This is a genomic window from Thermomonospora echinospora (assembly GCF_900108175.1).
In the GTDB taxonomy this organism is placed as follows: domain Bacteria; phylum Actinomycetota; class Actinomycetes; order Streptosporangiales; family Streptosporangiaceae; genus Thermomonospora; species Thermomonospora echinospora.
The window spans coordinates 470,524-494,416 of sequence record NZ_FNVO01000003.1; the positions used below are offsets into that span (position 1 = coordinate 470,524).

Here is a 23,893-nt window from a genome sequence, read left to right on the forward strand (position 1 = left end):
GGCCTGGCGGCGGCATGCTCCTGGAAGGGCCGGACCCTATCGCCCGAGGAGCCGTCCGAGCTGAGCGTTCTTTCCGGTCACGCCGAAGGTGCCGGTGCCGATCGCCTTCGCCCCGGCGACGGGCAGCACGCCGCGTGCGCCCCGGCTCTTGATGAAGGTGACCGCGCCGTTGGGGCTGTTCTCACCGGGAGCCCCGACGACCAGGTCGGCGTAGCCGTCCCTGGTGTGGTCCAGCAGCGTCACCTGGTAGCCGAAGTTGTCGTTCCGCTCCGCGCCGTCGGGAACGCCGGCAATGTTCTGCGAGACGGTCTGCGCTCCGGTGCCGGTGAGCCCCTTCGCCGAGCCGAACAGCACGTACGCCCGGCCGGCGTTCACCACCTTCTTGCCGCCGACCTGGGCGTAGGGCACGCCGACCGCCAGGTCCGCCTTGCCGTCCTTGTTGACGTCGCCGGCGGCGATCCCGCTGCCGAAGCCGTCACCGGCCACGGCCACGCCGGGAACACCCGGGGTGTCCAGGTCGATGCTGGTCTTCGTGGCGGGGTCCACGTTCGTGGCCGAGCCGGGGAAGACGACGACCCGGCCGCCCTTGGGCGAGCCCTGGCCCACCGCGACGTCCCTGGCCCGGTCGCCGTTGAAGTCGCCCACGGCAAGCGACCTCACCTCGGTGAGGACCGCCCTGCCGTTAAGGAGGTCGCCTCCGGCCGTGCCCGGGAACACCACGAATCCGCGCCGCTCGGCGGGAACGTGCCAGTCGGCGTCGTTCCAGGCGTACACCAGGTCGTCGTAGCCGTCGCCGGTCACGTCGCCCGAGGCCACCCACGAGCTGTTGACGTCCTGCGGCGACTGGGCCGAGACGCCGCCGCCGCGGACGAGCCCCTTCGCGCCGCCGGGCCGCACGGCTCCGGCCGACGCGGCGGCCGTCTCGTTGAAGTAGTACCACTTGAAACTGCTGACGCCCGGGACGGTGATGAACAACTCGGGAGAGCGGTCGCGCTCGATGTCGCCCACCGCCAGGGACTCGCCCCAGCGGTGACCGGCTCCCGCCTGGCCGAACTCCCCGCTCGCGGTCGCCCGGTTGGTCAGCCCGGAACGCGTGCCCCACAGGATCGTCACCGTGCCGGCGTTGGCGCCGTCGGCGGTGTCCTCGTCGGGGGCGCCGACCGCCAGGTCGGCGTAGCCGTCCCGGTCGAAGTCCGCCGAGGCCAACGAATGGCCGAAGTGGTCGCCGGCCTCCGCCGCGCCGGGCACTCCGGCGCTGTTCTGGGTGAAGACCTTCTTCTTGCCGGTGTTGAGGCCGGCCGCCGAGCCGTAGACCACGCTGACGAAGCCGGCGCCGGCCTTACTGCCGACCTTTCCGTTCGGGCTGCCGATGGCCAGGTCGGCGTAGCCGTCGCCGTTGAAGTCGTAGGCCTTGGCGGGGGCGGCCGCCGAGGCCGAGGGGGCGAGGCCGGCGAGACCCAGCCCGCCCAGCGCGGTCACCGCGGCCAGGGCGGTGGCACGCGCGAATACGCGAGATCGCAATGAACGACCTTCCGTCTGCTGTGCGCGGCACCTGTTCTGCCGCGCCTTACCAGCAGGACGAACAATTCGGACGTCCGGTTTACCGGGATTGACGATTTTCCCCGACTTTCCACGACATCCAGTGTCGAACGTACCGGACGGCCGGGCGGCTCCCGGAAGCCGGTCCCGCCCGGAGGGCGGTTACCCCGTGTCCGAAAAATGGATTCATAAGGGGTCGGACACAACGCCGTAGCAAAGAGATAACCCTCCGCATTCACCCGTGAGGTCCCCTTAGGCTGCCGGACGACGGGGGACCTCGGGGAGGCGTGCGGTGACGGTCCCGAAGGGGATGGGGGCGGCTGCGCCCGGCGAGCTGGTGCTCCGGGCGCGGGCCGGTGACGACACGGCGTGGGCCGCGCTGACGGACCGCTACTCGGCGATGCTGTGGGCGATCGCCCGGGGGCACGGGCTGGGGCCGGCGGACGCCGCCGACGTCGTGCAGCTGACGTGGCTACGGCTGGTCGAGCACATCGGCGCGCTGCGGCGGCCGGACCGGGTCGGCGCCTGGCTGGCGGTGACGGCCCGCCGAGAGTCGGCCCGGACGCTGCGCCACCGGGGCCGGTCCGAGGAGCGGTCGTTGGAGGCGCTGCCCGATCCGGTCACTCCCGAGGCGGTCCTGGCCGGACGCGAACGACTGCGCGCCGTCTTCGACGCCATCGGCGCCCTGCCCGGCCTGTGCCAGCAGATGCTGCGGCTGCTGGCGCTGTCCCCCACGTACGCGGAGGTCTCAGCGGCCCTGGACATCCCGGTGAGCAGCGTCGGCCCGGCCCGTGCCCGCTGCCTGGCCTCGCTCCGCAAGCGACTGGAGGGATCCGCGTGACCGACGCCGAACTGCTCAGGCTCGTGCGCACCGCGTTCCAGGTCCACGACCCGCCGCCCGAGAGCGTACCGGCCGCCGCGCGGGCGGCCTTCCGCCTGCGGGAGCCTGACGCGGCCCTGGCCGGTCTCGTCCGCGACGGCGACGACGAGGCGCTGCCGGCGCTGCGCGGTGACGGCACGCGGCTGCTCGTGTTCGCCGGCGGGGGCCTGACGGTCGAGGTGGAGGTGACCGGAGGCGAGCAGGTTTACCAGATCGCCGGGCAGTTGCTGCCGCCCGCCCACGCGCGGGTGCGGGTCCGGCACACCGACGGCGAGCTGGACGGACGGGCCGGTCCGGCGGGGCAGTTCGTGGTGGACGGGGTGCCCGCCGGGCTGATCAGCCTGCTGTTCCGGCTGCCCGACGACTCCTCGGTCGTCACCAGCTGGATCCGGCTGTGACCACGGCGCTGCTGCGCCTGGCGGCGGCCGATCCGGCGCGGGCCCACGCCGTCGCCGCCGAGGCGCTGGACGGCGCCGCACCGGGGCCGCCGCGGACGTTGATCGGGCTGCGGCGGGCCGCCGCGCTGGCCGCCAAGGAGCTCGGGCGGCTGGAGGAGGGCCTGGCCCATCTCGATGAGGCGCTGCGGATCGCCGACGCCGCCGGGCTGGACTACGAGCGGGCGCAGGTGCGGATGAGCCAGGTGGGGCTGCTGGCCGCCCACGGCGACCTGTCCGCGGCGCTGGAGTGCGCCGCGGCGGCGGCCGGGGTGCTGCGCGGGGCCGACGCCGACCGGCTGGCCGCCAACCGGGCCTGCGCGCTGGCCCGCGCCGGCCGGCCGGACGACGCGCTGGCGGTCGTCCGAGAGGCGCTGCCCCGGCTGCGGCGCGGCGACGACCCGGCCACGCTGGTGGGGCTGCTCATCAACCTGGGGCTGGCCAGGGCGCTGTGCGGCGGGCTGGAGACGGCGCAGGCCTCGCTGGCGGAGGCGGTGGCGGTCGCCGACCGGGCGGGGCTGCGGTCGCAGGCGGCCATGGCCCGGGGCAACCTGGCGTTCGTGGTGTCGCGGCGCGGCGACCTGCCGCAGGCGCTGCACCTGTACGCGGCGGCCGAGCCCGGCCTGACCGGCGAGCGGGTCGTGCAGTGCCGGCTGGACCAGGCCGAGACCCTGATCGCCGCCGGGCTGACCGGCGAGGCCCGGCCGCTGCTGGCGCAGTCACTGGCCGAGGCGGCGGACCGCGGCTACCGCTGCGACGTCGCCGACGGCCTGCTGCTGCTGGCCTGCGCCGAGCTGGCCGACGGGGACGCCGAGCGGGCCACGCAGACGGCCGAGCAGGCCCGGACCGCCTTCGCCGAGCAGGAGCGGACCGGGTGGATGCTGCTGGCCGAGCATCTGCTGCTGCGCGCCCGCTGGGCGGCCGGCGACCGTTCCCCGCTCCTGCTGCGCACGGCCGTCGCCACGGCCGGACGGCTGGAGCGGGGCGGCTGGGCCGAGCCCGCCGCCGACATCCGGATCGTCGCTGCGCGGCTGGCGCTGCATCTGGGCCGTCCCGCCCAGGGGCTGCTGGAGCAGGCGGGGCGGGCCCGCCGCCGCGGTCCGGCCGCGCTGCGGGTGGCCGCCTGGCACGCCACCGCCCTGGAGCGGTCGGTGGCGGGGGACCGCCGCGGCGCGCTGGCCGCCGTCCGCTCCGGGCTGCGGGTCGCCGGCGAGCACGCCGAGGTGTTCGGCGCCGCCGAGCTGCGCGCCCGCGCGGCACGGGTCGGCGAGGACCTGGCCGCGCTGGGGCTGGACCTGGCGCGTTCGGCCCGCGAGCTGCTGGCCGCCGAGGAACGCCGCCGGGCCATCGCCCGCCGCGCGGTCGCCGTCCGGCCGCCGGCCGACCCGCAGCGGGCCCGTGCCCTGGCCGAGCTGCGGGTGGCGAGCGCCGAGCAGGCGGCCGCCGTCGCGCGGGGCGAGGAACCGCCGCACGGCGCCCGGCGCCTGGCCCGGCTCGAAGCGGCGGTACGCACGGCGACGCGCCGGCACTCCCCCGCCAGGGGCCGGTCCCGCCCGCGTCCCGCCGGGGCCGCCGCGCTGGTGGCCGCGCTGGGAGATCGGGCGCTGGTCGAGCTGGTCCAGGTCGGCGACGGGCTGCACGTCGTCACGATCACCGGGGGCCGCTGCCGCCGCTGGCCGATCGGCCCCTACGACGCGGTCGCCGCGGACGCGCGCCTGGTTCGCTTCGCGGTACGGCGGCTGGCCCGCCACGACGACGAGACCGCCGCCAGGGGACTACGCGACGCGGTGCGGCGGATGTCGTCGTGGACGCCCGCCGGGCTGCACCGGGCCCTGGAGGGACGTGAGCTGGTCATCGCCCCGACGGGCGCCTTCCACGCCGTGCCGTGGGCGGCGCTGGTCGAGCGGCCGTTCACCGTCGTCCCCTCGGCGACCGCCTGGCTGCACGCCGTCCGCGACGCCGGAGTACGGCCGGGCCGGGTGGTGCTGGCAGCCGGGCCGTCGCTGCCGCAGGGCGAGGCCGAGGTCCTGGCGCTGGCCCACCGGTACCCGGACGCCACGGTGCTGCACGGTCCGGCCGCCGACGTGGCGTCGGTGCGGCGGGCCCTGGACGGGGCGGACCTGGCGCACCTGGCGGCCCACGGGGAGTTCCGCGAGGACAATCCGCTGTTCTCGCATCTGCGGCTGGCCGACGGGCCGCTGCTGGCCTACGACCTGGAGGACGTGCCCACCGCGCCGCGCATGGTCGTGCTGTCGGCCTGTGACGCCGGGCAGGCGGCCGGTGACGGGGTGCTGGGCATCGTCGGCGTGCTGCTGGGGCTGGGCACCGCCACGGTGATCGCCAGCGTCACCCCGGTGCGGGACGCGGGCGCCCGCGCGTTCATGACGGCCCTGCACGAGCGGCTCCGTCAGGGGACGGCACCGGCCCGGGCGATGTCCCAGGTGCCGAGGTCCAGCGGTGACCTGGGCTTCCAGTGCTACGGCGCGGGCTGACCGGCCCTCACCGCTCGCCGGTGGCCACCGGGCGGGCGGGGTCGGCCACCCAGTTGGACCAGGAGCCGACGTACAGCGCGGCGCGGATCCCGGCGACGTCCAGGGCCAGGACCTCGTGCGCGGCCGTCACCCCGGAGCCGCAGTAGGCGCCCACCTCGGCGGCGTCGGCGGCGCCGAGGCCGGCGAACCGCTCGCGCAGCCGCTCCGGGGGCAGGAACCGCCCGTCGGGACCGACGTTGCCGGACGTGGGCGCCGACACCGCACCCGGGATGTGCCCGGCGACGGGGTCGATGGGCTCGACCTCGCCCCGGTAACGCTCGGGCGCACGGGCGTCCAGCAGCACCCCACCCTTAGCCAGGGCCGCCGCACCCTCGGCGTCCAGCACCGGGAGCCCGCCCGGCCGCGCGGTGAAGTCCCCGGGCACGGGCTCCGGCTTGTCGGTGGTCACCGGCCGCCCCGCCTCGACCCAGGCGCGGTAGCCCCCGTCCAGGACGTGCACCTGCGGATGTCCGAAGTACCGCAGCGTCCACCAGGCCCGTGCGGCTGCGGTGGAGTCGGCCTCGTCGTACACCACCACCGGGCGCCCGACCGACACCCCGGCGGCGCGCATGGCCGCCTCGAAGCCGGCCGCCGCCGGGAGCGGATGCCGCCCCGCCGGACCCGGCGGGGCCGCCAGGTCACGGTCGAGGTCGACGAAGACCGCGCCGGGCAGGTGACCCCGGCGGTAGTCCTCGACGCCCGGCGGGCCGGCCAGCCGCCATCGCACATCCAGCACGACCGGCGGCTCGGGCCGCCGCAGCAGCCCGGCCAGGGCGGGCACGTCGATGAGCGGACGCGTCGCGGCCGCTTCCGGGTGAGATGTCGGCTCGTCGGTCACTGCGCCAGCGTAACCCTGCTACAAGCGGTGCTCGGTGGTTACCGCACCAGCGTAACGCCGCTACAGGCGGTGCTCGGTGACCAGCGGAACGAGCTGCTCGCGCGGGATCATCGAGCCGTGCATGCCGACCATCAGGGACGCCTTCGGCTCCTGCCTGGTCGCCACGATGGCCAGCTCACCGTGCGGAACCGCCAGTACGTCCCCAATGCGCGGCAGCATGTCCGGCGCCACCGGCCCGAACCAGCCCGCCGCCACGGCCTCGTCCCGGGCGCACACCCAGGCCCGGTCGCCGACCAGCTCCCGCCAGGCCGCCAGCACGTCGGCCGCCGCCCCCGGCTCGGTGTACAAGTGCCGGGCGCGGGCCTCGCCGCCGAGCTGGGCCACCCCCTCCCGCAGCGCGCCGATCTCGTCGACGTCGATCCGGTCGGCCGGGTTGACCATGCCGTGGTCGGCGGTCACGTACAGCACCGCCCCGGGCGGCAGGATCTCGGCGATCCGCTCCGCCAGCAGGTCCACGAAGCGCAGTTGGTGCCGCCAGGCCGCCGATCCCGCCCCATAGATGTGGCCGGTGGAGTCCAGGTCCGGGTGGTAGACGGTCACGTACGAGCGGTCGCCCTCCCGCAGCGCCTTCTCCGCCCGCGCCACCAGCTGCCCCATGCTGTCGGCGGGCAGGTAGTCGGCGCCCCGCGCGGTCGCCGTGCTGAGCCCACTGCCCCGGTAGGCGCCAGAGGCCGCATAGCCCACGCTGACCCCTGCCGCCGCCGCCCGCTCGTAGGCGGTGGGCGCGGGCTGGAAGGTCGCCGGGTCGACGCTGTCGTCCCACTTGAGACAGTTGAGCAACCGGCCGGTGCCGGGCACCGCCACTTGGACGCCGAGCAGCCCGTGGCCGCCCGGCGGCAGCCCGGTGCCCAGCGAGGCCAGGCTGGTGGCGGTGGTCGCCGGGAATCCGGCGGTCAGCGGCCGGCCCGGCAGCGAGTTCAGATAGGGCGCGTACCGGGGATAGTCGCGCAGCAGCTCCCAGCCCAGCCCGTCGATGACCAGCACGCAGATCCGGGAGGCCTCGGGAAGGCCCAGCACGTTCTCGCCGCCCGGCACCCCCAGCGCGGCCAGCACGGAGGGCGCCAGGTCGGCCAGCGCCGCGGACCCGTACCGGGGCACCGGCGGCCCGGCGCTCACCTCGCACCCCTCAAGGGGACCTCACCGAAACCAGACCGCACGCGTTCCTCCCTGCCCTCTCGGCTCAGAGTCCCGCGCGCCCCTGATGGCCGCCGCTGGGCGCGTAGGACATGACCGACGACCACGGTAGCCGCTGACAGCGCATATCGGTCAGCCGCTTGTGGCCATCCGGCCATTTCCGGTCGCCCGTACGGGGTGGGCCGTCAGCCGGCGGCCGCGGACAGGGCCTGGGCGAAGGCCAGCACCTGCACGACCGCGTCGGCGCCGTCGGCGGCCTCGCTGACGCGCAGCGACATGTCGTCGGCGGTCACGTTGCCGGTGTAGCCGTGGTCGGCCTCACAGGACTCGTCCCCGCAGGTGGCGGGCTCCAGGTCGATGTGGGCGATGGCCCCCCAGCCGATGGTGAGCACGACCTCGGTGGGCGGGACGCCCGGCACGTAGGAAGCCGGGTCGGGCACCACGCGGGTGACCGCGACCGACTGGATCCGGTCGAGCCGCACCGCCTCGGTCGTGGTGGAGGCATGCGCCTGCGGCACGCCCTCGCCGGGCGGGTGCTCGTCGGTGTGGCACACCAGCAGCCGGGTCGGCGACAGGACCAGCACGGTCACGTGCCGCCGCACCTCCATCGCCGGGTCGAAGGTCGCCTCGTGGTGCACGACATAGGCCAGCACCGTCTCGTTGCCCAGTGCCGATTCGACCGCGTCCGCGACGAGTGCCGGGTAGTAACCGCTGCGCTCGATGGCGGTGCGCAACCCATGAGCCGTCGCTCGGGTGTCCCTCATAGGGTCCATCCTGCCCTGTCCGGGGTCATGCGCGCACACGCCAGTCCGGATGGGCGGTCATCGGTTCCGTCCCGGGTAAGGGAAGGGTATGGACGCCATGCACGAACCACCTCCCGTTCCTCCCATGCCCTCGCCGCCTCCCGTACCGCCGCCTCCCCGACCCGATCCGCCGGGCCCCCGCCCGCCCATCCCGTCACCGGAGCCGCCGGTACCCCCGCCTCAGCCGCCGCCACCCGGACCTCCGAGCCCCGGGCCGCACCCGCCGATACCGGGACCGCCTCCGGATCCGATCCCGCCCATCCCGCCGGAGCCCGGTCCGCCGCCGGAGCCGGCCCCACCGCCACAGCAGTAGTCGATCGGCGTCTCGGCCCGGCAAAGGCGTCACCCGGTCATGTCCTGCGCCGTTCAGGGCCGGACATGACCGGGGTCACGAGCCGACAGGCGGAGGCGGGCTGGGAAGACGACGGGGGCCGAGTTCGGGACGGGGGCCCAGAGGGCGGGCCAGCCGCAGGGAGACATCGCCCACCATGGCGCCGTCGGTGCCGGCGCGTACCGGGTCCAGCTCCAGGCGGACGACCTCGGGCAGGTCGTCGGCCAGCCGGGACACCCGCAGCAGCAGCCTTTCCAGTGCCCCCACGTCCACCGGCTCGGTGCCCTGGTGGCCGAACAGCAGCGGGGCGGTGCGGATGGCCCGCACCAGGTCGGCGGCCTCCACGTCGGTCAGCGGCGCCAGCCGGTAGGCGCGGTCGTCCAGCAGCGCGGCGGTCACGTCCGACAGCCCGAACGACACCACGGCGCCGAACGACGGATCCTCCATCGTGACGATCCTGGCCGGCACGCCCTTGCCGTCCGCGCCGCCCACGGTGATGCCGTAGCAGGCCAGCAGCTCGGCGGCCTGGACGGCGCCGACGGTCACCGGCCCGTCGGCGCCGTCCAGCAGGTCCTCCACCAGAGCGCGGGCGCGGTCCCGGTCCAGGCCCTCGATGTCGGGCTGGTGCCCGTGCGGGCGCTGCCGCCACATCGCGTAACGGGTGACGTACGCCAGGGCGCGCACGGCGTCCTCGGGCGCCGGGTACGACGGCACCGAGCCGGCCGGCGGCATCCGGCCGGCGCCGGGCGTGCGCAACTCGGCGGGCATGCCCCAGGCGCCCAGGTACGTCGCCACGATCGGCTTGGTGCTGTCGATGGACAGCCGCGCGATCGCCGCCGCCACCCCCGGATCCAGCTCCCCGATGGTCGGCGGGGCGAACAGCGTGACCACGGCGTCCACCGAGTCGTCGGCCAGCGCGGCGGCCAGCGCGTCCTCGTACTCGGCCGCGCCCGCCCGGGGCCCGAGGTCGACCGGGTCGCGGGGGGACAGCCCGAGCGCCACCGCGGCGTCCTGGGCCAGCAGGCCCAGCGAGTCGGAGTTGTCGATGATCGCCACCCGGTCTCCGCCGGGCAGCGGCTGGTAGGCCAGCAGCTGGGCCACGTCGAACAGCTCGTCCAGGTCGTCCACCCTGATCACCCCGGCCTGGGCGAACAGCGCGCTGACCGCGTGGTCGGGCAGGCTGAGCGCGCGGGCGGCATGGCCCAGCGGGACGCCCTGGGTGCTGCGGCCGGACTTGACCGCCACGATCGGCTTGGTGCGCGACAGCCTCCTGGCCAGCCGGGTGAACTTGCGCGGGTTGCCGATCGACTCCAGGTAGAGCAGGACGCCGGCGGTCGCCGGGTCCTCCTCCCAGTACTGCAGCAGGTCGTTGCCGGACACGTCCGCCCGATTGCCCGCCGACACGAACGTCGACAGCCCCAGCCCCCGTTCGGCGGCACGCTGCAGGATGGCGATGCCCAGCGCGCCCGACTGGGAAAAGAAGCCCATCGGCCCGCGTCCCGGCATGGTGGGCGCCAGCGTCGCGTTCAGCCGTACGGTGGGGTCGGTGTTGGCGATGCCCAGGCAGTTGGGGCCGACCACACGCATGCCGTGCGCACGTGCCAGCCGCACCAGCTCCTGTTGACGCGCCCGGCCCTCGACGCCAGTCTCCCCAAAGCCTGAGGAGACCACGACAAGCCCATGCACCCCCTTGCCGGCGCACTGCTCGACCACCTCGTGGACGGCCTCCGCACGCACCGCCACCACCGCAAGGTCCACATCGTCGGGGATGTCCAGCACGGTGGTGTAGGCCCGTACCCCGGCCACCGCCGTCGCGGTCGGGTGCACCGGGTAGACGGGGCCGCTGAAGTCACCGGCCAGCAGGTGGCGCAGCACGGTCTGGCCGACGCTGTGCGCCTCCCGGCTGGCGCCGATCACCGCCACCGAACGGGGGAACAGCAGACGCTGGATGGAGCGGGACTCGGCCCGGTGCTCGCGGGCCGCCATCACCTCCACGGACGTCTCGGTGGGCGCCAGGTCCAGCACCAGTTGGATGATGCCGTCCTCGAAGCGCTGTTCCGCCCGGTACCCCACATCCCGGAAGATCTTGGTCATCCGCCGGTTGTCCGGCAGCACGTGCGCCACGAACCGGCGCAGCCCCCGCTCGCGCGCCGCGGCCGCCACGTGCTCCAGCAGGACCGACCCCAGGCCCCGCCCCTGGTGGGCGTCCTCCACCAGGAAGGCGACCTCGGCGGTGCCGGGCTGGTCGGGAATACGGTCGTAGCGGACCACCGCCACCATGGAGTCGCCGATCGTGGCGATCAGCGCAACCCGGTCGTCGTGGTCCACGGTGGTGAAGTGCTCGATCTCACGCTCGCTCAGCCGCGGCCGGGGAGAGAAGAACCGGTAGTAGATCGACTCGGGGGACAGCCGCTGGTAGAAATCGCGCAGCAGCTCGGCATCGCCGCTGTGGATGGGCCGCAGGTGCGCCGTCCCGCCGTCGGCGAGGACGACGTCGGCCTCCCAGTGATCGGGGTACGAGTCGCTCACCTACCAGAGAGTAGTCATCCGGCGGGGACCTTTTCCGGCCGCTCGCGGGTGAGGTATTCGACTTTCGGTGCGCGTTCGAGACCTTCTGCGGGCCTGGGAACTGTTACGGTCGAGCACACGCCCCGGGGATAATGCTGCTGGCGGGGCGCTAGTGGTGTTGATCGAGGTGGTGACGTCATGACACGCGTGGTCGTGGTCGGTGATCTCATGACCGATACCGTGGCGCGGGCCGCGTACCCCTTGGCCAAGGGCAGCGACACCCCGGCCATGGTGACGATGCACGGCGGCGGTTCGGCGGCCAACGTCGCGTCATGGCTCGCCGTCGAGGGTGGCGAGGTCACCTTCGTGGGCCGTCGTGGCGCGGACATCGCGGGTCGGAACCGGGATATGGAGCTCATGGGGCTGGGCGTGGACGCCCGCACCGTCATGGACAACGAGCGTCCCACCGGGAGCTGTGTGGTGATGGTCACCCACAAGGGCGACCGCACGATGCTGTCCGACCCGGGCGCCAACGCCGCGCTGCTGCCCGAGGACATCCCCGCGGAACTGTTCGGCCAGGGCGCCCATCTGCACCTGTCGGGGTACTCGCTGCTGAACGAGGGGTCCCGCAAGGCCGCCCAGCACACGCTGGCCCTGGCCCGCAAGGCCCAGATGTCGATCTCGGTGGACGCCGGCTCCTCCTCCCCGCTCAAGCGGGTCGGGGCCGAGCCGTTCCTGGAGTGGACCCAGGGTGCCCGCCTGCTGGTGGTCAACGCCGCCGAGGCCGAGGTGCTGACCGGCCGGGAGGAGCCCCAGGCCGCCGCCAAGGTGCTCACCGCCTGGTACCCCCAGGTGGTCATCAAGATGGGCGCCGACGGCGCCCTGTGGTACACCAACGGGCGCCCCGAGCCGATCGTGGCCCCTGCTCAGCCGATCGACAAGATCGTCGACGGTACCGGCGCCGGTGACGCATTCATCGCCGGCTTCCTCCCGCCCTGGCTGGACGGCAAGCCCCCGGCCGAGGCCCTGGCCGCCGGCTGCGCGCTGGCCGCCCGCGCCATGACCCGCATCGGCGCCCGTCCCACCCTGGACGTCGTCGACAACGAGATCAGGAACTGACCCGCCCCGATCCCCACCGCTCGTCTCGCTCGTCTCCGGCCGGCGGCCGGTCCGCTCTGCGCGGACCGTGGCGCGCCGCGGCCGGTGCCCTCCCGGCGGCCTTCGCGATCGGCCGGGCATGACGGCGCTCAACTCGGAAAGACCCCCAGCCTGGTCATCAGGCCGAGCGCGTCGGACACCACCCAGTACTCCTTGAACCTGCCGTCGGTCACCCGCAGCATGTCCATCCCGGTGAAGGACACCCTCGTGCCCGGGGCGGCGGTCGCGCCGGGCAGGCCACCGCGGTAGTCGCCGGCGAAGGTCCAGTGTGCGGACACCAGGTCGCCGTCGACGAGCGGCCCCACCTCGATCGTGGTGGCCACCTTGTCGAAGAGCGTGAAGGTCCGGCCGATCTGCTCGGCCGCCTCCTGGACGCCGCGCACGTCCCGATCGGGCCAGTGCCCGATGAAATCCGGCGCGCACAACTCGTGCAGCACCTTCAGATCTCCCTGCCAGAGCTCACCCAGCCATCGCCGGTAAAGATCTGCGATCGCGATCATGGGCCGCCTCCTACCCGGTGCCCGCCACCTGAACCGCGTCCGAGCGCCCCCGATCGCGCCGTGACGCAGGGGAGCCGCTCTGGCCTGGGCCGACAGGACCGGTAAAGCAGAGAAGTCACGCCGGGCTCGGCCACCGGCCCCTCGATCAGCCCACGAACGAGCACCGGACGCGGGAGCGTCCAGTCTTCGGTGGGCCGATCTGCCAGGTGGGGCGTTCACTCAGGTGAATCGGCGTCGCATAGGCGACGCCGACGCGGGTTCCACCGCTTCCGGGCACTCCCCCGCCCACCTCTCATGCCCGGACCCTGAGCACCGCCTCCATGCCCGGACCCTGAGCACCGCCTCCATGCCTGGACCCTGAGCACCGCCTCCATGCCCGGGACCGGGGTACCGCGTCGGGCACATGATGGGTGCCACGAGACGGGAACGGTCAGTTGGGGACCGCCAGGACCAGCGGGAGGACGGCGGGGGCGCCGGCCTCACGTAGCAGGCGGGCGGCGACGGTCATGGTCCAGCCCGTGTCGACGCGGTCGTCGACCAGCAGGATCGGGCCCGGGGCGGAGGCCATGGCGGCGGCCAGTTCGTCCGGCAGGGTCAGGGAGTGCCAGACCGAGCGCAGCCGCTGGGCGCTGTTGTGCCGGCGCGGTCCGGGGTCGCCGACGGCGGCGACCTGTCCAAGATGGGGCAGGCGGCCGATCCTGGCGATGCGTTCGCCCAGGCTGGCGACCAGGCGGGGTCTGGAGCGGGAGGCGATCGTGACCACGCCGGCCGGGCGTTCGGCCCAGTCCCAGGCGGACAGCACTTTGACCACGGCGTCGAAGACCTCGCCGGGGACCTCGGTGTCGGGGGCGGTGTCGGCGAGCAGTTCCCGCAGCCGGTTGCCCCAGCCGATGTCGGTGAGCCGGCCCAGGGCGCGGCCGGGCTCGGCCAGGGCCGCGGCGGGGATGCGGCCGGAGACCCCGAGGTCGTCCTTGACCCCGGTGGGCCACATCCGGCGCGGGGCCACCTCGACACCGGGACGGCGGAGCCGCCGCCCGGCCTCCTCGGCGCCGGTCCCGGAGACCTCGGCGGACCACGGCCGCCCGGTGCAGTTGTCGCAACGGCCGCACGGGGCGGCCTGCGGGTCGTCGAGCCGCAGGCGCAGGAACTCCTCGCGGCACGTGGTGGTGCTCAGGTAGTCGAGCATCGCCTGCTGCTCACGGGCCCGTTCGGCGGCCACCCGCTCATAACGCTCCCGGTCGTAGGCCCATGGCCGGCCGGTGGCCGTCCAGCCGCCCTTGACCCGGCGTACCGCCCCGTCCACGTCGAGCACTTTGAGCATCATCTCCAGCCGGCTGCGGCCCAGATCGACCATCGGCTCCAGGGCGCCGGTGGACAGCGGGCGGCCGGCGGAGGCGAGGGCGTCCAGGGTGGTCCGCACGATCGGCTCCGGAGGGAAGGCCAGGCTCGCGAAGTAGGCCCAGATGTCGCGGTCCTCAGTGCCCGGCAGCAGGATGACCTCGGCCCGGTCCACCCCGCGCCCGGCCCGGCCGATCTGCTGGTAATAGGCCACCGGCGACTGCGGGGCGCCCACATGCACGATGAAGCCCAGGTCTGGCTTGTCGAAGCCCATCCCCAGCGCGCTGGTGGCCACCAGCGCCTTGAGCTTGTTGTCGAGCAGGTCCCGCTCGGCCTGCAGCCGTTCGGCCGGGTCGGTCTGCCCCGAGTAGGCGGCCACCTCGTACCCGCGGTCTCGCAGGAACCCGGCGATCTCGTGGGCGGCGGCGACGGTCAGCGTGTAGACGATGCCCGACCCCGGCAGCTCGTCGAGACGCTCGGCGAGCCAGGCCAGGCGCTGCTCGGCGGTGGGCAGCCGGACGACCGCCAGCCGCAGCGACTCGCGCTCCAGGCTGCCCCGCAGCACCAGCACCTCGTCATGCCGGTCACCGGCGGCATCGGAGGCGCGAGGCGTCCCGGGGCCGTGGCCGGGCTGGGGGGTGAGCTGTTCGGCCACGTCCTGGGTGACCCGGGCGTTGGCGGTCGCGGTGGTCGCCAGCACCGGCACGCCGTCCGGCAGCTCGGCCAGCAGCGTGCGCAGCCGCCGGTAGTCGGGCCGGAAGTCATGGCCCCAGTCGGAGATGCAGTGCGCCTCGTCCACCACGACGAGCCCGGCCCCGGCGGCCAGCCTGGGCAGCACCATGTCGCGGAAGTCGGGGTTGTTCAGCCGCTCCGGGCTGACCAGCAGCACGTCCACCACACCGGCCTCGACCTCGGCGAACACCCGCTCCCAGTCGTCGGTGTTGGCCGAGTTGACGGTGCGGGCGCAGATGCCGGCCCGCTCGGCCGCCTCGATCTGGTTGCGCATCAGGGCCAGCAGCGGCGAGACGATCACGGTGGGCCCGGCACCCCGGTCGCGCAGCAGCCGGGTGGCCACGAAGTAGACGGCCGACTTGCCCCATCCGGTGCGCTGCACCACCAGCGCGCGCCGGCGTTCGAGCACCAGCGCCCGGATCGCGGTCCACTGGTCCTCGCGCAGCCGCGCGTGGTCACCGGCCAGCGCCCGCAGGCACGCCTCGGCCTCGCTCCGCGGCCCGTCGTGTGTCTCGCCCATGCCCTCTTGGTACCAGTCCCGTACGACGGCCAGAACCAGAAGCGGATTCTGGGGAAAACCTTTCCGGCCCATGCCGGTCGTCGGGCCGCGGCGGGCGGACAAGGACCGTATGGCTCGGGAGGACTCTCCGGCATCCCCGTTCGACCGGTGGACCGGATCCCGGCGGCGCGGCGGAAGATGCTGATCGCCGCGCTCGACCAGATGGCCGGCGATCGGCGGGTCCGCCGGACCGCCGAGGCACTGGCGCCGCGTCCGGGCGAGCGGCCGTCGGCCGTGGGGCCGGTGAGCAGGCCGACGGCCGTCCTGGTCGGGTCAGCCGTCCAGCTCGGTGAGCAGGCGGTGGAGCAGTATCGTGCTGTCTTTCACGGACAGGGCGCTCATGGATATCTTGTCCAGCAGTTGCCTGTAGGCGGCCACGTCCTCGCCCTTGTCGATGTAGAGGGCATTGGTGAGCTGTTCGATGTAGACGATGTCGGGCAGTTCCGGAGGCGGGAAGCGCAGGATGCTGAACGGGTTGCGGCTGAGGACTCCGAGCGGCGAACCGATCGGCACAATCTGCAACGTGACGTTGGGCCGGTCGAGGACGTCGAGCAGATGTCGCAACTGTTCGCGTATGAGCGCCCGATGGCCGAGGAAGCGGTGCAAGGCCGCCTCGTCGAACACCGCCCACAGCCGGGGTGGGTCCGACTGGTCGAACATGCGCTGACGCCCCATCCGCATGCCGACCCGGCTTTCGACCTCGGCCTGCGATGCCATCGGACGCTGAAGCCCGATGACGGTCCGGGCGTAAGCCTCGGTCTGCAACAGGTCGGGGATCAGTTGCGTCTCGTATATGCGGATGAAGGAGGCCGACCCCTCCAGGCCGAGGTAGGCCTCGAACCATCCGGGGATGATGTCGCCGTACTGGTGCCACCAGCCCGGCATGTTGGACTGCCGCGCCAGGCTCAGGATGGCGTCACGCTCGTCCTCGTCCCTGACTCCGTACAACGTGAGCAGGTCGGCCACGTCGCGCGCCTTGAAGCCGACCCGGCCCGACTCCATGCGGCTGATCTTGGACTGGCTGGCCCGGATCGCATAGCCGGCGTCCTCGGCCGAGAGCCCTCGGGACTCCCGGAGCCTGCGCAACTGGGCGCCCACCATGATCCGCAGGGCAGTCGGCCCTCCCCGGAACTGCGAGGCGAGGGCCTTGGCGGGCTCCACCCGCCCACTCATTGGGCCTCCCGGGGGATGCGCGGTTCGGTTCGCCTCATCTCCGAACGTCGTCCTTGCTTGCGGCCCCATCCCCCCAGTTTGGCAGTTGCGGAGAATCCGAAGGTACAGATCGGCACTCGGAGGCAGCATCCACCCATAACGGAGCACGTGCTGATGCATATGCATCTAGATGCACTTGCACTGGTTGGCGGCCCTGTAGCAGGATGATCCCGGGCTGAAGCCCCCATGGCCGGACCGGTCCGCGGACGACCGGTATCCGGCCGGCCCGGGGGACGGCCCGTCGCACCCAGGCCACTGCGAAGCGATCGCCGTCGGGCAACGCGTCCACGAGGCGTCCTCTCGCCCGTCTCCGCGCCCCGGCGGTCGGGCCGCGGCCCGACCGCCGGGGCGCGGGTGCGGCGTCCTTGTTCCCTGTTCACCACGGCCACGAAGGGCAAGACATGGGAGCGTCTCCAGGCGATCGGCGGCACGACGGCGGGACACCGGAGCACCCGCCCGCCCGGCTGCCACAGCGCTGGGTGGTCATCCTGGCGGTGGCGGGCGTCACGGGAGCGGTGCTCGCCGCCCGGGTCGATCCGGTCACGGGCCTGACCGCCGGCCTGGCCATCGTCGGCCTGCTGCACACCGTCATGGACTGAGCCGTCCGGGCGCCCGGATTCTGTCGGTGCCGGTCGATAACTTGCGGGCATGTACCGACAGGGAGACGTTCTGATCCAGCCCGTCGCCGAGGACGCGGTGCCCGCGGCGGTCAAGGCGCTGCCCGCTGCGCCGCGCGACGGCCGCGGGCGCATCGTGCTGGCCCTCGGTGAGGCGACCGGGCACGCGCACGCGATCACCGCGCCCGGCACGCTGCTGCGGGACGGGGACCCGATGACCCCCGACCATCTGCACCTGCCGTCCGGGGGCCGGCTCGTCCACGAGGAGCACGCCGCGATCTCGCTGCCCGCCGGGTGGTACCGGGTGGTGCGGCAGCGCGAGTACATCCCGGGCGCCGTCCGCGTCGTCGCCGACTGACGCACGCCCTCAGGCCCCGGCGACGCTCGGCCGTGGCTCCCCTTCGACGATGTGAGGAATTCCATGACGACCTTGGTGGTCGAGGACTGGCAGTCGGTGGCCTTCACGACCGGGGAGGCCGACCGCGCACGGGCCGAGGCCGGCGTGCGGTCGGCCTACCGGGCCGCGGGCCTGGCCGTGCCGGAGCGCTTCGTCTGGGTGCCGTCCCCAGCGGCGGGCACCGTCGCCGCCGCGCTGATCGGCGGGCGGGACGAGGCGGCGCAGACCCTGCGCGAGGCGGGGCTCGCCGAGGTCACGGCCACGATCGGCGAGCTACTCGGCGATGCCGGCGCGGGCCGCAGCGTCCGTGACGAGGTGCGCACGCGCCCGTGGGAGATGGCCCGCGCCGCCGCCTACGCCGAGCTGGGCCCCCAGGAATGGGCCCGGGCGTGGGCGCGGACGGCCGCCCGCTCCTGGGACGCGGTCAGCGGGCTGGTGACCCGGGTCCGGCGGGGCATCGCCGAGCTCGGCGACGAGGGCGATGAGAAGGCGCAGGCGCTGCTGCGCGGCGCCACCCTCGACGCGGTGCTGGGGCAGCACGACGCGCCGTGGCTGTGGCTGTTCGACGCCCTCGGCCGGCTGGAGGAGCTCGAAGGGCTGGCCGAGGTCGCTCGTACGGCTGGCTGGTGGTGGCCGTACGAGCGGATGGTCGTCCTCTGCGAGCGTCCCGTGGAGCTGTACCGCGACGAGCCGGGCAGGCTGCACCGCGGCGACGGCCCCGCGCTGAGCTTCCCGGACGGGTTCGCGTTGCACGCGTGGCGGGGGATGCCGATCCCGGCGGACTTCATCCAGACGCTGGCCGGCCTGACGGCCGACCGCATCCAGCGCGAGGACAACGCCGAGCTCCGCCGGGTGATGCTGGAGCACTACGGATACGACCGGTACCTGGCCGACGTGGGCGCCAAGCCGCTGCACCGCGACGAGACGGGGGTGCTGTGGCGCATCGACCTGCTCGATGACGAGCCGGTGGTCATGGTGGAGGTGGTCAACTCCACTCCGGAGCCCGACGGCTCGTACCGCACCTACTACCTGCGCGTCCCTCCCGACACCCGCACCGCCCGCGCGGGCGTGGCCTGGACGTTCGGCCTCACCGAGGACGAGTACCGCCCCGAGAAGCAGACCTGATCCCCACCGCGACCCGCCGCGTGACCGTCCGGCTCCAAACGCCCGGCTCCACAAGCGCTGAGCAGCCGCGACGGACCAGAGCCGTGACTTCCCGCCAGAGGCCACCCTCCTGGAATCCAGCGGCGACCGTGTCGGCAGGGCGGGTGGGGAGTCGCGGGGATGGGGCGGGGCCCCGGGGCTTCATGGCGTCGAGGGCGGCCACAGGGCGGGAATGCGTTCGAGGATGCCGCCTGTGAAGACGTCGTAGAGGCCCAGGGGCTCCAGGTGGACGTAGCCGATGTGGCAGTCGCAGGCCGGCTTGGGGCAGAGGCGGGGTTGCAGGGCGGCGCGGAAGGAGCCGTCGTAGAGGTTGCCCAAGGTCTGGGGGACGAAGTGGCAGCGGCGGACGGTGCCCTCGCCGTCGACCGAGATGACGGTCTCCCCGGTGCGGCAGGCCAGGCCCCGGCTCTGGTGCGGGGTGCGGCTGTAGGGGAAGAGCGGGTCGATGGCGGTCCAGGCGGCGGCTTCCTCGTCGGTGTACTCGTGCCCTTCGGCGGCGTTGACCCACAGGTAGGTGCCGGAGGGGAGGTCGCCGCGCAGGCGCCGGGCGGTCGGCAGATGCTCGGGCAGGCCGACGATGCCGACGCTGTGCCGGATGCCGCGGGACGTGAGGTCGCGTGACTTGGTGAGGAAACGGTCGTAGGGGACCTGGCCGGGATGGTAAGTGGCCCAGAGCGCCAGGCTGGCCGGATCGGCCTCGGCGGTCCAGTCCGTGCGGTGGCTCAGGTTGGTCTGGATCGCAACGCGTTCGACGTGCGGAAGGCGGCTGAGCCGCACCAGCGCCCGCCGGTACCAGGAGCGGACGAGCCCTTCGCCCCAAGGGGTGAACAGGACGGAGACGGGATGGGACTGACCGGCGACCCAGTCCTCGAAGCGTTCCAGGGCGGCACGGTCGGCGCGCAACTGATCCGGGGTGTCGCGGCGCTTGGCGAACGGACAGTACGGGCAGTCGTAGTCGCAGCTCGCCAGCGGCCCCCGGTACAGGATGGTCAGGTGCTCCGGCGTCATCAGCGGGCCTCGTAGGAGTCCATGAGGGTCTGTACGCGCGCCGAGAACAGGGACGGGCCGATGGTGTCGGAGTGGGCCAGACCCGCCGGGGTCAGCCGCAGGGCATCGGGGAGCGCGTCCAGCCAGCCGCGTTCGATGTGGCCGGACAGTTCCGGGAAGTCGGTCAGGGCGTCGGCGCCGAAACGCCGGGCGTACTCGGCACGGTCCAGGCCGGCGGCCTGCAGCAGCGACTGGATGAGGTGGCGGCGACGGCGGTCCTCGGAGTCCAGGGTGAAGCCGACGTGGGCGACGTCGAAGTCCGGCTCTCGCAGGTAGTCGTCAATGATGCCGCGCACCTGGCCCGCACCCACCGCGTAGTCGAACGAGTAGTGCAGGCCGGTCGTGTAGGAACGGGCGCCCGCGCCCAGACCGACCATGCCGTCGGTCTGGCAGCAGTAGGCGGTGCCGGCGTCCCCATGGCCGCGGCGGCGGAACATGCGCATGGAGACCTGCTCGTAGCCGTGGGCCAGCAGGTGGTCGCGGCCGATCTGATAGAGGCGCATGCGTTGGTCGTCCCAGTCGCCCGCGCGCCGTCCCAGCCCGGTCAGCGGCCGTACGTACAGTGGGTAGAGGTAGAGCTCCTCCGGCTCCCACAGCAGGGCGGTGTCGAGCGAGGACAGCCACGAGCGCGGGGTCTGCCCGTCGATGCCGTAGATCAGGTCGATGTTGAGGGTCGGGAAGCCGGCGGCGCGGATCCGGTCGAGCGCGGCCTCGACCTCGGCGCGCTTCTGGGGGCGGACGGCGGCGCGGGCCTCGGCGTCGACGAAGCTCTGCACCCCGATGGAGACGCGGGTGGCGCCCCGTTCGGCCAGGACGGCCAGGCGGTCGGCGGTGGCGGTGGCCGGGGAGGTCTCCACGGCCAGCGGGATCGCCGTCAGGTCCGCCAGGCGCCCGGCGATGTCGCACAGCCGCTCCAGTTCGGCGGCGGTCAGGTAGGTGGGCGTGCCGCCGCCGATCGCGGCCGTGGCGAACGACGCCTCGCCCAGCGCGCCGTGGACGGCCCGCGCCTGGCGTTCGAGCGCGTCCAGGTAGGCGGTGGTCAGGTCCTCGGAGGCGCCCGTACGGGTGAAGAGGTTGCAGAAGCCGCAGCGCATCTCGCAGAACGGCACGTGCAGGTAGAGGAAGAGCGAGCCGCGGTCCTCCCCCGCCCACACCTCGCGCAGCGCGGGGCGGGGCGACAGGGGCCGGTAGGCGGTCTTGTGCGGGTAGGCGTAGACGTAGCCCTGGTACGGGCTGACAGCGGTGTCGGCAACGGTCATGGCAGCACGAACTCCCCGTAAGGAACGGTCCAGACGACCTCATGGCCGATCCGGTGCCCGGTGTGGCCGTCCTCCCCGTAGGCGGTGCCGTGGTCCGAGCAGATGATGACGAGACAAGGCCGGCGCATGAGTCCCAGCAGCCGGCCGATGTGCCGGTCCACGTACTCCAGCGCCGCCGCGTGGGAGGCCCGCGAGTCGCCGTGCTCGCGGGTGGCGCCGTCCAGGTGGAACCAGTTGGGCTGGTGCAGCGCCGACACGTTGAGGAACAGGAACAGCCTGCGGCCGGGCGGCTGCCGCGCCATGATCTGCGCGACCCGGCCGATCTGGTGTTCCAGGGAGGCGGGGTCGGTGACGCCGAACTCCGGTTCCCAGTGGCTTTCGGCGAACAGGCCGGGCAGCGCGGAGCCCAGCGGGGTGAGCTTGTTGAAGAAGCCCACACCGCCCACGCAGACCGTGTGGTAGCCGGCGCGGGCCAGGCCGGTGGGCAGGTCGGCCGCGTCGAAGACCCAGGTGCCCTGCCCGGTGCTCGCGCTGCCGGGAAAGGTCGCCGCGAACGGCCGGGGGTGCGGGCCGGGGCCGTCCGGGGTGGGCAGGAACCCGGCGAAGATGGCGGCGTGCGAGGCGTAGGTGAAGCTGCCGGGGGCGTGCCGCCGCTCCCACCGCCCGCCGGGCAGCACCGCCGTCAGGTTGGGGGTGCGCCCGGCCTCGGCCAGTTCGGCGGCGACGTCGTAGCGCAGCGTGTCGAGGGTCACCAGCAGCAGGTCGTGGCTGCCGATGACGGCGTTCAAGTCGCGCATGGTCCCATGTACCGGGACATTACCGCCCTGACCTGGGTGGTGTAGGTGTCGAGCCGCTCGCCGGGCGAGCCGGGCAGCCCGGTCAGGCCGGGCAGCAGGTCGCCGAAGGCGTTGACCTCACCGACCGCCGTGCGCCGCCAGCCGACCCCGATCAGCAGGTCCACGCCGACCATCAGGCTGCCGGGAAAGCAGCGCGCGGCCTGCGCGCACACCCGCAGCGCCCGCCGCCAGCCGTCCTCCCCCATCGCCTCGCGCACCGCCCGCAGGTCGCCCCGGGCGCCGCCGAGGTGCAGGTTGGTCATCGGCGACCGGCTGGTGCGGACGACGGCGTGGGTGGGCGTCCCGGCGACCACGACCACCCGCAGGTCGAGCGTGCGGCCGGCCAGCCCCGCCTTGGGCAGCCACCGCTCGACGTGCAGCCCGTCCGGCGCCAGCGCGTCGATCAGCGCCGCGACCTCGTGCTCGGTCTCGTAGGAGCGGACGCGCAGCGCGTTGCGCAGGCCGCCGCCGGGGACGGGCACCGCCGAGGTCACCGCCTTGACGCGGCCCGCGCCCACCTGCAGCGCGACCACCCCGGACGCCGACGAGCCGTGCGCGGGCTTGACGAAGACCCGCCGCAGGCCCGCGACCGCCATCCGTTCGCGCAGGTCGTCGTAGCCGAGGACGGGGCCGTCCAGGGCGGGCGGCACGGGCACGCCGGCCGCCGCCAGCCGGGCGTGGCAGCGCCGCTTGTCGAACATCACCGCGATCTCGTCCGGGTCGTTCAGCGGGACGGCCCCGGCCCGCCCGGCCGCCGCCGCGACCCGGCGCAGCGCGCCGGTGAACGCGGCGTACCAGCGGGCGCCGTCGCCGACCCGGGCGGGGTCGCCGGGCCCGCGCAGCAGCGCGTCGCACTCGGCGTCCCCGCCCGGCGAGTCGATGCGCAGCAGCGTGCCCGGCGTCATCGACGGCTCCCGGCCGGCCAGCACGTCCCGCCAGGCGAGCACCTCGGGCGGCCGGAGCCCCTGCGCCCGGCACGCGGCCTCGAAAAGGGTCACCCGCCGGTCGCCGGGGGTGCCGACCACGGTGAGGTCCATCGTCAGGAGGCGTCCGCTATTCCGCGACGGCGACGTACCGCCACTCCTCGTCCTCCTCCTGCTCGTCGCTGAGATCGACCTCGACGCCGGGCAGCGCCGCGCGGATCCGCGCGGCCATCGCCTCGCTCAGGTAGTGGTGGTGCAGGTCCAGCGACTTCAGATGGGTCAGCGGCTGCCCGGACAGCAGCGCCTCGGCGCCCTCGTCGGTCAGCACCCCCATCGACAGCGCCAGCGACTCCAGCCGGGCCACGACCGGGGCGCCGGCCACCGCCGCGCAGATCTGGTCCTGGATCTCCGCGTCCTGCAGGCCCAGGTGGCGCAGGGCGGGCAGCCGCTCGCCGGACAGGATGGGCGCCAGGTCGGCGACGGTGGCATCGCCGCCGTACTGATCGACGCCCAGCCACATGACCAGACTCTCCAGGTTGGGCAGGTCGCTGGCGGCCACCGCCCGCACCACCGCGGCGGGCAGGCCGCCGGACTCCAGCCGCAGCTCGCGCAGGTGCTCGCTGCGGAACGGGTCGAGGGCCAGGCCGTTGCCGCCCCGCACGCCGAACCGCTCCAGCCGGGGGAAGGCGGCCAGCAGCGGGCTGATGTCGGACTGCTCGATCCAGGAGATCTCCGACTCCTCCATCACGATGTCGCCGACGAACAGCGAGCGCAGGTTGGGCAGCCGCTCGGCGGCGGCCACCAGCGGCTCCAGCGGACCGGACTCCTTGCTGTCGTAGGACATGTTCCAGTAGCCGATGATCAGCGCGGTGACCCCGGTGGTGTCGACGGTCTCAACGAAGTCCGCGAACACCTCCTCGAAGGCGGCCTCCTCGAAGGCTGAGGCGACCCGCCAGGCGACCGCGCCGGCGTCCGGCAGGCCCTCCCGTTCGGTCTCCGGGTCGAACTGCTGGACGGGGAGACCCGCGTATTCGGTGAGGTGATGGTTGACGGTCATCTGGTCGCCTTTTCCCGACGGTCGGATCGGACGGGC

The 23,893-nt window shown here is 73.9% G+C and carries 20 protein-coding genes; 7 read left to right on the plus strand and 13 right to left on the minus strand.

Annotated features, from left to right (window positions below; all coding sequences use genetic code 11):
* Positions 1–36: 36 nt before the first annotated feature.
* Positions 37–1,521 carry an FG-GAP-like repeat-containing protein gene (locus tag C4U03_RS09570; RefSeq protein WP_103937316.1) on the minus strand — a complete coding sequence of 495 codons (1,485 nt, stop codon included), beginning with the start codon at positions 1,519–1,521 and terminating at the stop codon, positions 37–39.
* Between the two features lie 310 nt (positions 1,522–1,831).
* On the opposite strand from C4U03_RS09570, the gene C4U03_RS09575 reads away from it, so the two are divergent.
* From C4U03_RS09575 to C4U03_RS09585, 3 genes are read left to right on the plus strand one after another with little or no spacing between them, the layout of a single operon-like run.
* Complete coding sequence (locus C4U03_RS09575) at positions 1,832–2,380, plus strand: RNA polymerase sigma factor (protein WP_235017734.1); 549 nt, start codon at positions 1,832–1,834, stop codon at positions 2,378–2,380.
* A complete protein-coding gene (locus C4U03_RS09580; RefSeq protein ID WP_103937318.1) occupies positions 2,377–2,817 on the plus strand; it encodes a hypothetical protein in 441 nt (146 codons plus the stop codon). Before C4U03_RS09575 ends, C4U03_RS09580 begins: the two co-directional genes overlap by 4 nt.
* A complete protein-coding gene (locus C4U03_RS09585; RefSeq protein ID WP_235017735.1) occupies positions 2,814–5,345 on the plus strand; it encodes a CHAT domain-containing protein in 2,532 nt (843 codons plus the stop codon). Before C4U03_RS09580 ends, C4U03_RS09585 begins: the two co-directional genes overlap by 4 nt.
* Positions 5,346–5,352: 7 nt before the next feature.
* On the opposite strand, the gene C4U03_RS09590 is transcribed toward C4U03_RS09585, so the two are convergent.
* The 4 genes from C4U03_RS09590 to C4U03_RS09610 form a co-directional block, all read right to left on the minus strand.
* Positions 5,353–6,222, minus strand: coding sequence for a sulfurtransferase (locus tag C4U03_RS09590; protein ID WP_407701418.1), 870 nt, complete (start codon positions 6,220–6,222; stop codon positions 5,353–5,355).
* Positions 6,223–6,282: 60 nt separating this feature from the next.
* Positions 6,283–7,398, minus strand: coding sequence for an alkaline phosphatase family protein (locus C4U03_RS09595; protein ID WP_103937319.1), 1,116 nt, complete (start codon positions 7,396–7,398; stop codon positions 6,283–6,285).
* A gap of 203 nt (positions 7,399–7,601) precedes the next feature.
* Entirely contained in the window at positions 7,602–8,180 is a 579-nt protein-coding gene (locus C4U03_RS09600) for a DUF5998 family protein (protein WP_103937320.1), read from the minus strand.
* Between the two features lie 427 nt (positions 8,181–8,607).
* On the minus strand, positions 8,608–11,079 hold the full coding sequence (locus C4U03_RS09610; RefSeq protein WP_103937321.1) for a bifunctional acetate--CoA ligase family protein/GNAT family N-acetyltransferase: 2,472 nt from the start codon (positions 11,077–11,079) through the stop codon (positions 8,608–8,610).
* 177 nt (positions 11,080–11,256) lie between these two features.
* Here C4U03_RS09610 and C4U03_RS09615 point away from each other — a divergent pair, with 177 nt between their 5' ends.
* Positions 11,257–12,177, plus strand: a complete 921-nt coding sequence (locus C4U03_RS09615) for a carbohydrate kinase family protein (RefSeq protein WP_103937322.1) — start codon at positions 11,257–11,259, stop codon at positions 12,175–12,177.
* A gap of 128 nt (positions 12,178–12,305) precedes the next feature.
* On the opposite strand, the gene C4U03_RS09620 is transcribed toward C4U03_RS09615, so the two are convergent.
* The 3 genes from C4U03_RS09620 to C4U03_RS09630 all read right to left on the minus strand — a co-directional run bounded on the left by C4U03_RS09620 (position 12,306) and on the right by C4U03_RS09630 (position 16,518).
* Positions 12,306–12,716 (minus strand): ester cyclase, encoded by a 411-nt coding sequence (locus C4U03_RS09620; protein WP_103937323.1) that lies wholly within the window; start codon positions 12,714–12,716, stop codon positions 12,306–12,308.
* Positions 12,717–13,146: 430 nt separating this feature from the next.
* A complete protein-coding gene (locus C4U03_RS09625; protein ID WP_103937324.1) occupies positions 13,147–15,306 on the minus strand; it encodes a RecQ family ATP-dependent DNA helicase in 2,160 nt (719 codons plus the stop codon).
* A 312-nt stretch (positions 15,307–15,618) separates the two neighbouring features.
* Entirely contained in the window at positions 15,619–16,518 is a 900-nt protein-coding gene (locus tag C4U03_RS09630; RefSeq protein WP_103937325.1) for a helix-turn-helix domain-containing protein, read from the minus strand.
* 440 nt (positions 16,519–16,958) lie between these two features.
* On the opposite strand from C4U03_RS09630, the gene C4U03_RS39820 reads away from it, so the two are divergent.
* From C4U03_RS39820 to C4U03_RS09640, 3 genes are all read left to right on the plus strand, one after another.
* Positions 16,959–17,156 carry a hypothetical protein gene (locus C4U03_RS39820; RefSeq protein WP_146087297.1) on the plus strand — a complete coding sequence of 66 codons (198 nt, stop codon included), beginning with the start codon at positions 16,959–16,961 and terminating at the stop codon, positions 17,154–17,156.
* Positions 17,157–17,205: 49 nt separating this feature from the next.
* Entirely contained in the window at positions 17,206–17,532 is a 327-nt protein-coding gene (locus tag C4U03_RS09635; RefSeq protein WP_103937326.1) for a hypothetical protein, read from the plus strand.
* A gap of 63 nt (positions 17,533–17,595) precedes the next feature.
* The gene (locus tag C4U03_RS09640; RefSeq protein ID WP_103937327.1) at positions 17,596–18,696 is read left to right on the plus strand and encodes a DUF6745 domain-containing protein; all 1,101 of its coding nucleotides are present in this window, start codon (positions 17,596–17,598) and stop codon (positions 18,694–18,696) included.
* 180 nt (positions 18,697–18,876) lie between these two features.
* On the opposite strand, the gene C4U03_RS09645 is transcribed toward C4U03_RS09640, so the two are convergent.
* Genes C4U03_RS09645 through C4U03_RS09665 form a run of 5 tightly spaced genes read right to left on the minus strand, consistent with a single transcriptional unit; the run spans position 18,877 to position 23,857 of the window.
* Entirely contained in the window at positions 18,877–19,743 is an 867-nt protein-coding gene (locus C4U03_RS09645; protein ID WP_103937328.1) for an STM4011 family radical SAM protein, read from the minus strand.
* Positions 19,743–21,041, minus strand: coding sequence for an STM4012 family radical SAM protein (locus tag C4U03_RS09650; protein ID WP_103937329.1), 1,299 nt, complete (start codon positions 21,039–21,041; stop codon positions 19,743–19,745). Before C4U03_RS09650 ends, C4U03_RS09645 begins: the two co-directional genes overlap by 1 nt.
* Positions 21,038–21,838, minus strand: a complete 801-nt coding sequence (locus C4U03_RS09655; RefSeq protein ID WP_103937330.1) for an STM4013/SEN3800 family hydrolase — start codon at positions 21,836–21,838, stop codon at positions 21,038–21,040. The genes C4U03_RS09650 and C4U03_RS09655 overlap by 4 nt, the downstream gene beginning before the upstream one ends.
* A complete protein-coding gene (locus C4U03_RS09660; RefSeq protein WP_103937331.1) occupies positions 21,826–22,914 on the minus strand; it encodes an STM4014 family protein in 1,089 nt (362 codons plus the stop codon). The genes C4U03_RS09655 and C4U03_RS09660 overlap by 13 nt, the downstream gene beginning before the upstream one ends.
* Positions 22,915–22,930: 16 nt before the next feature.
* Entirely contained in the window at positions 22,931–23,857 is a 927-nt protein-coding gene (locus C4U03_RS09665; protein WP_103937332.1) for an STM4015 family protein, read from the minus strand.
* Between the last annotated feature and the right edge of the window lie 36 nt (positions 23,858–23,893).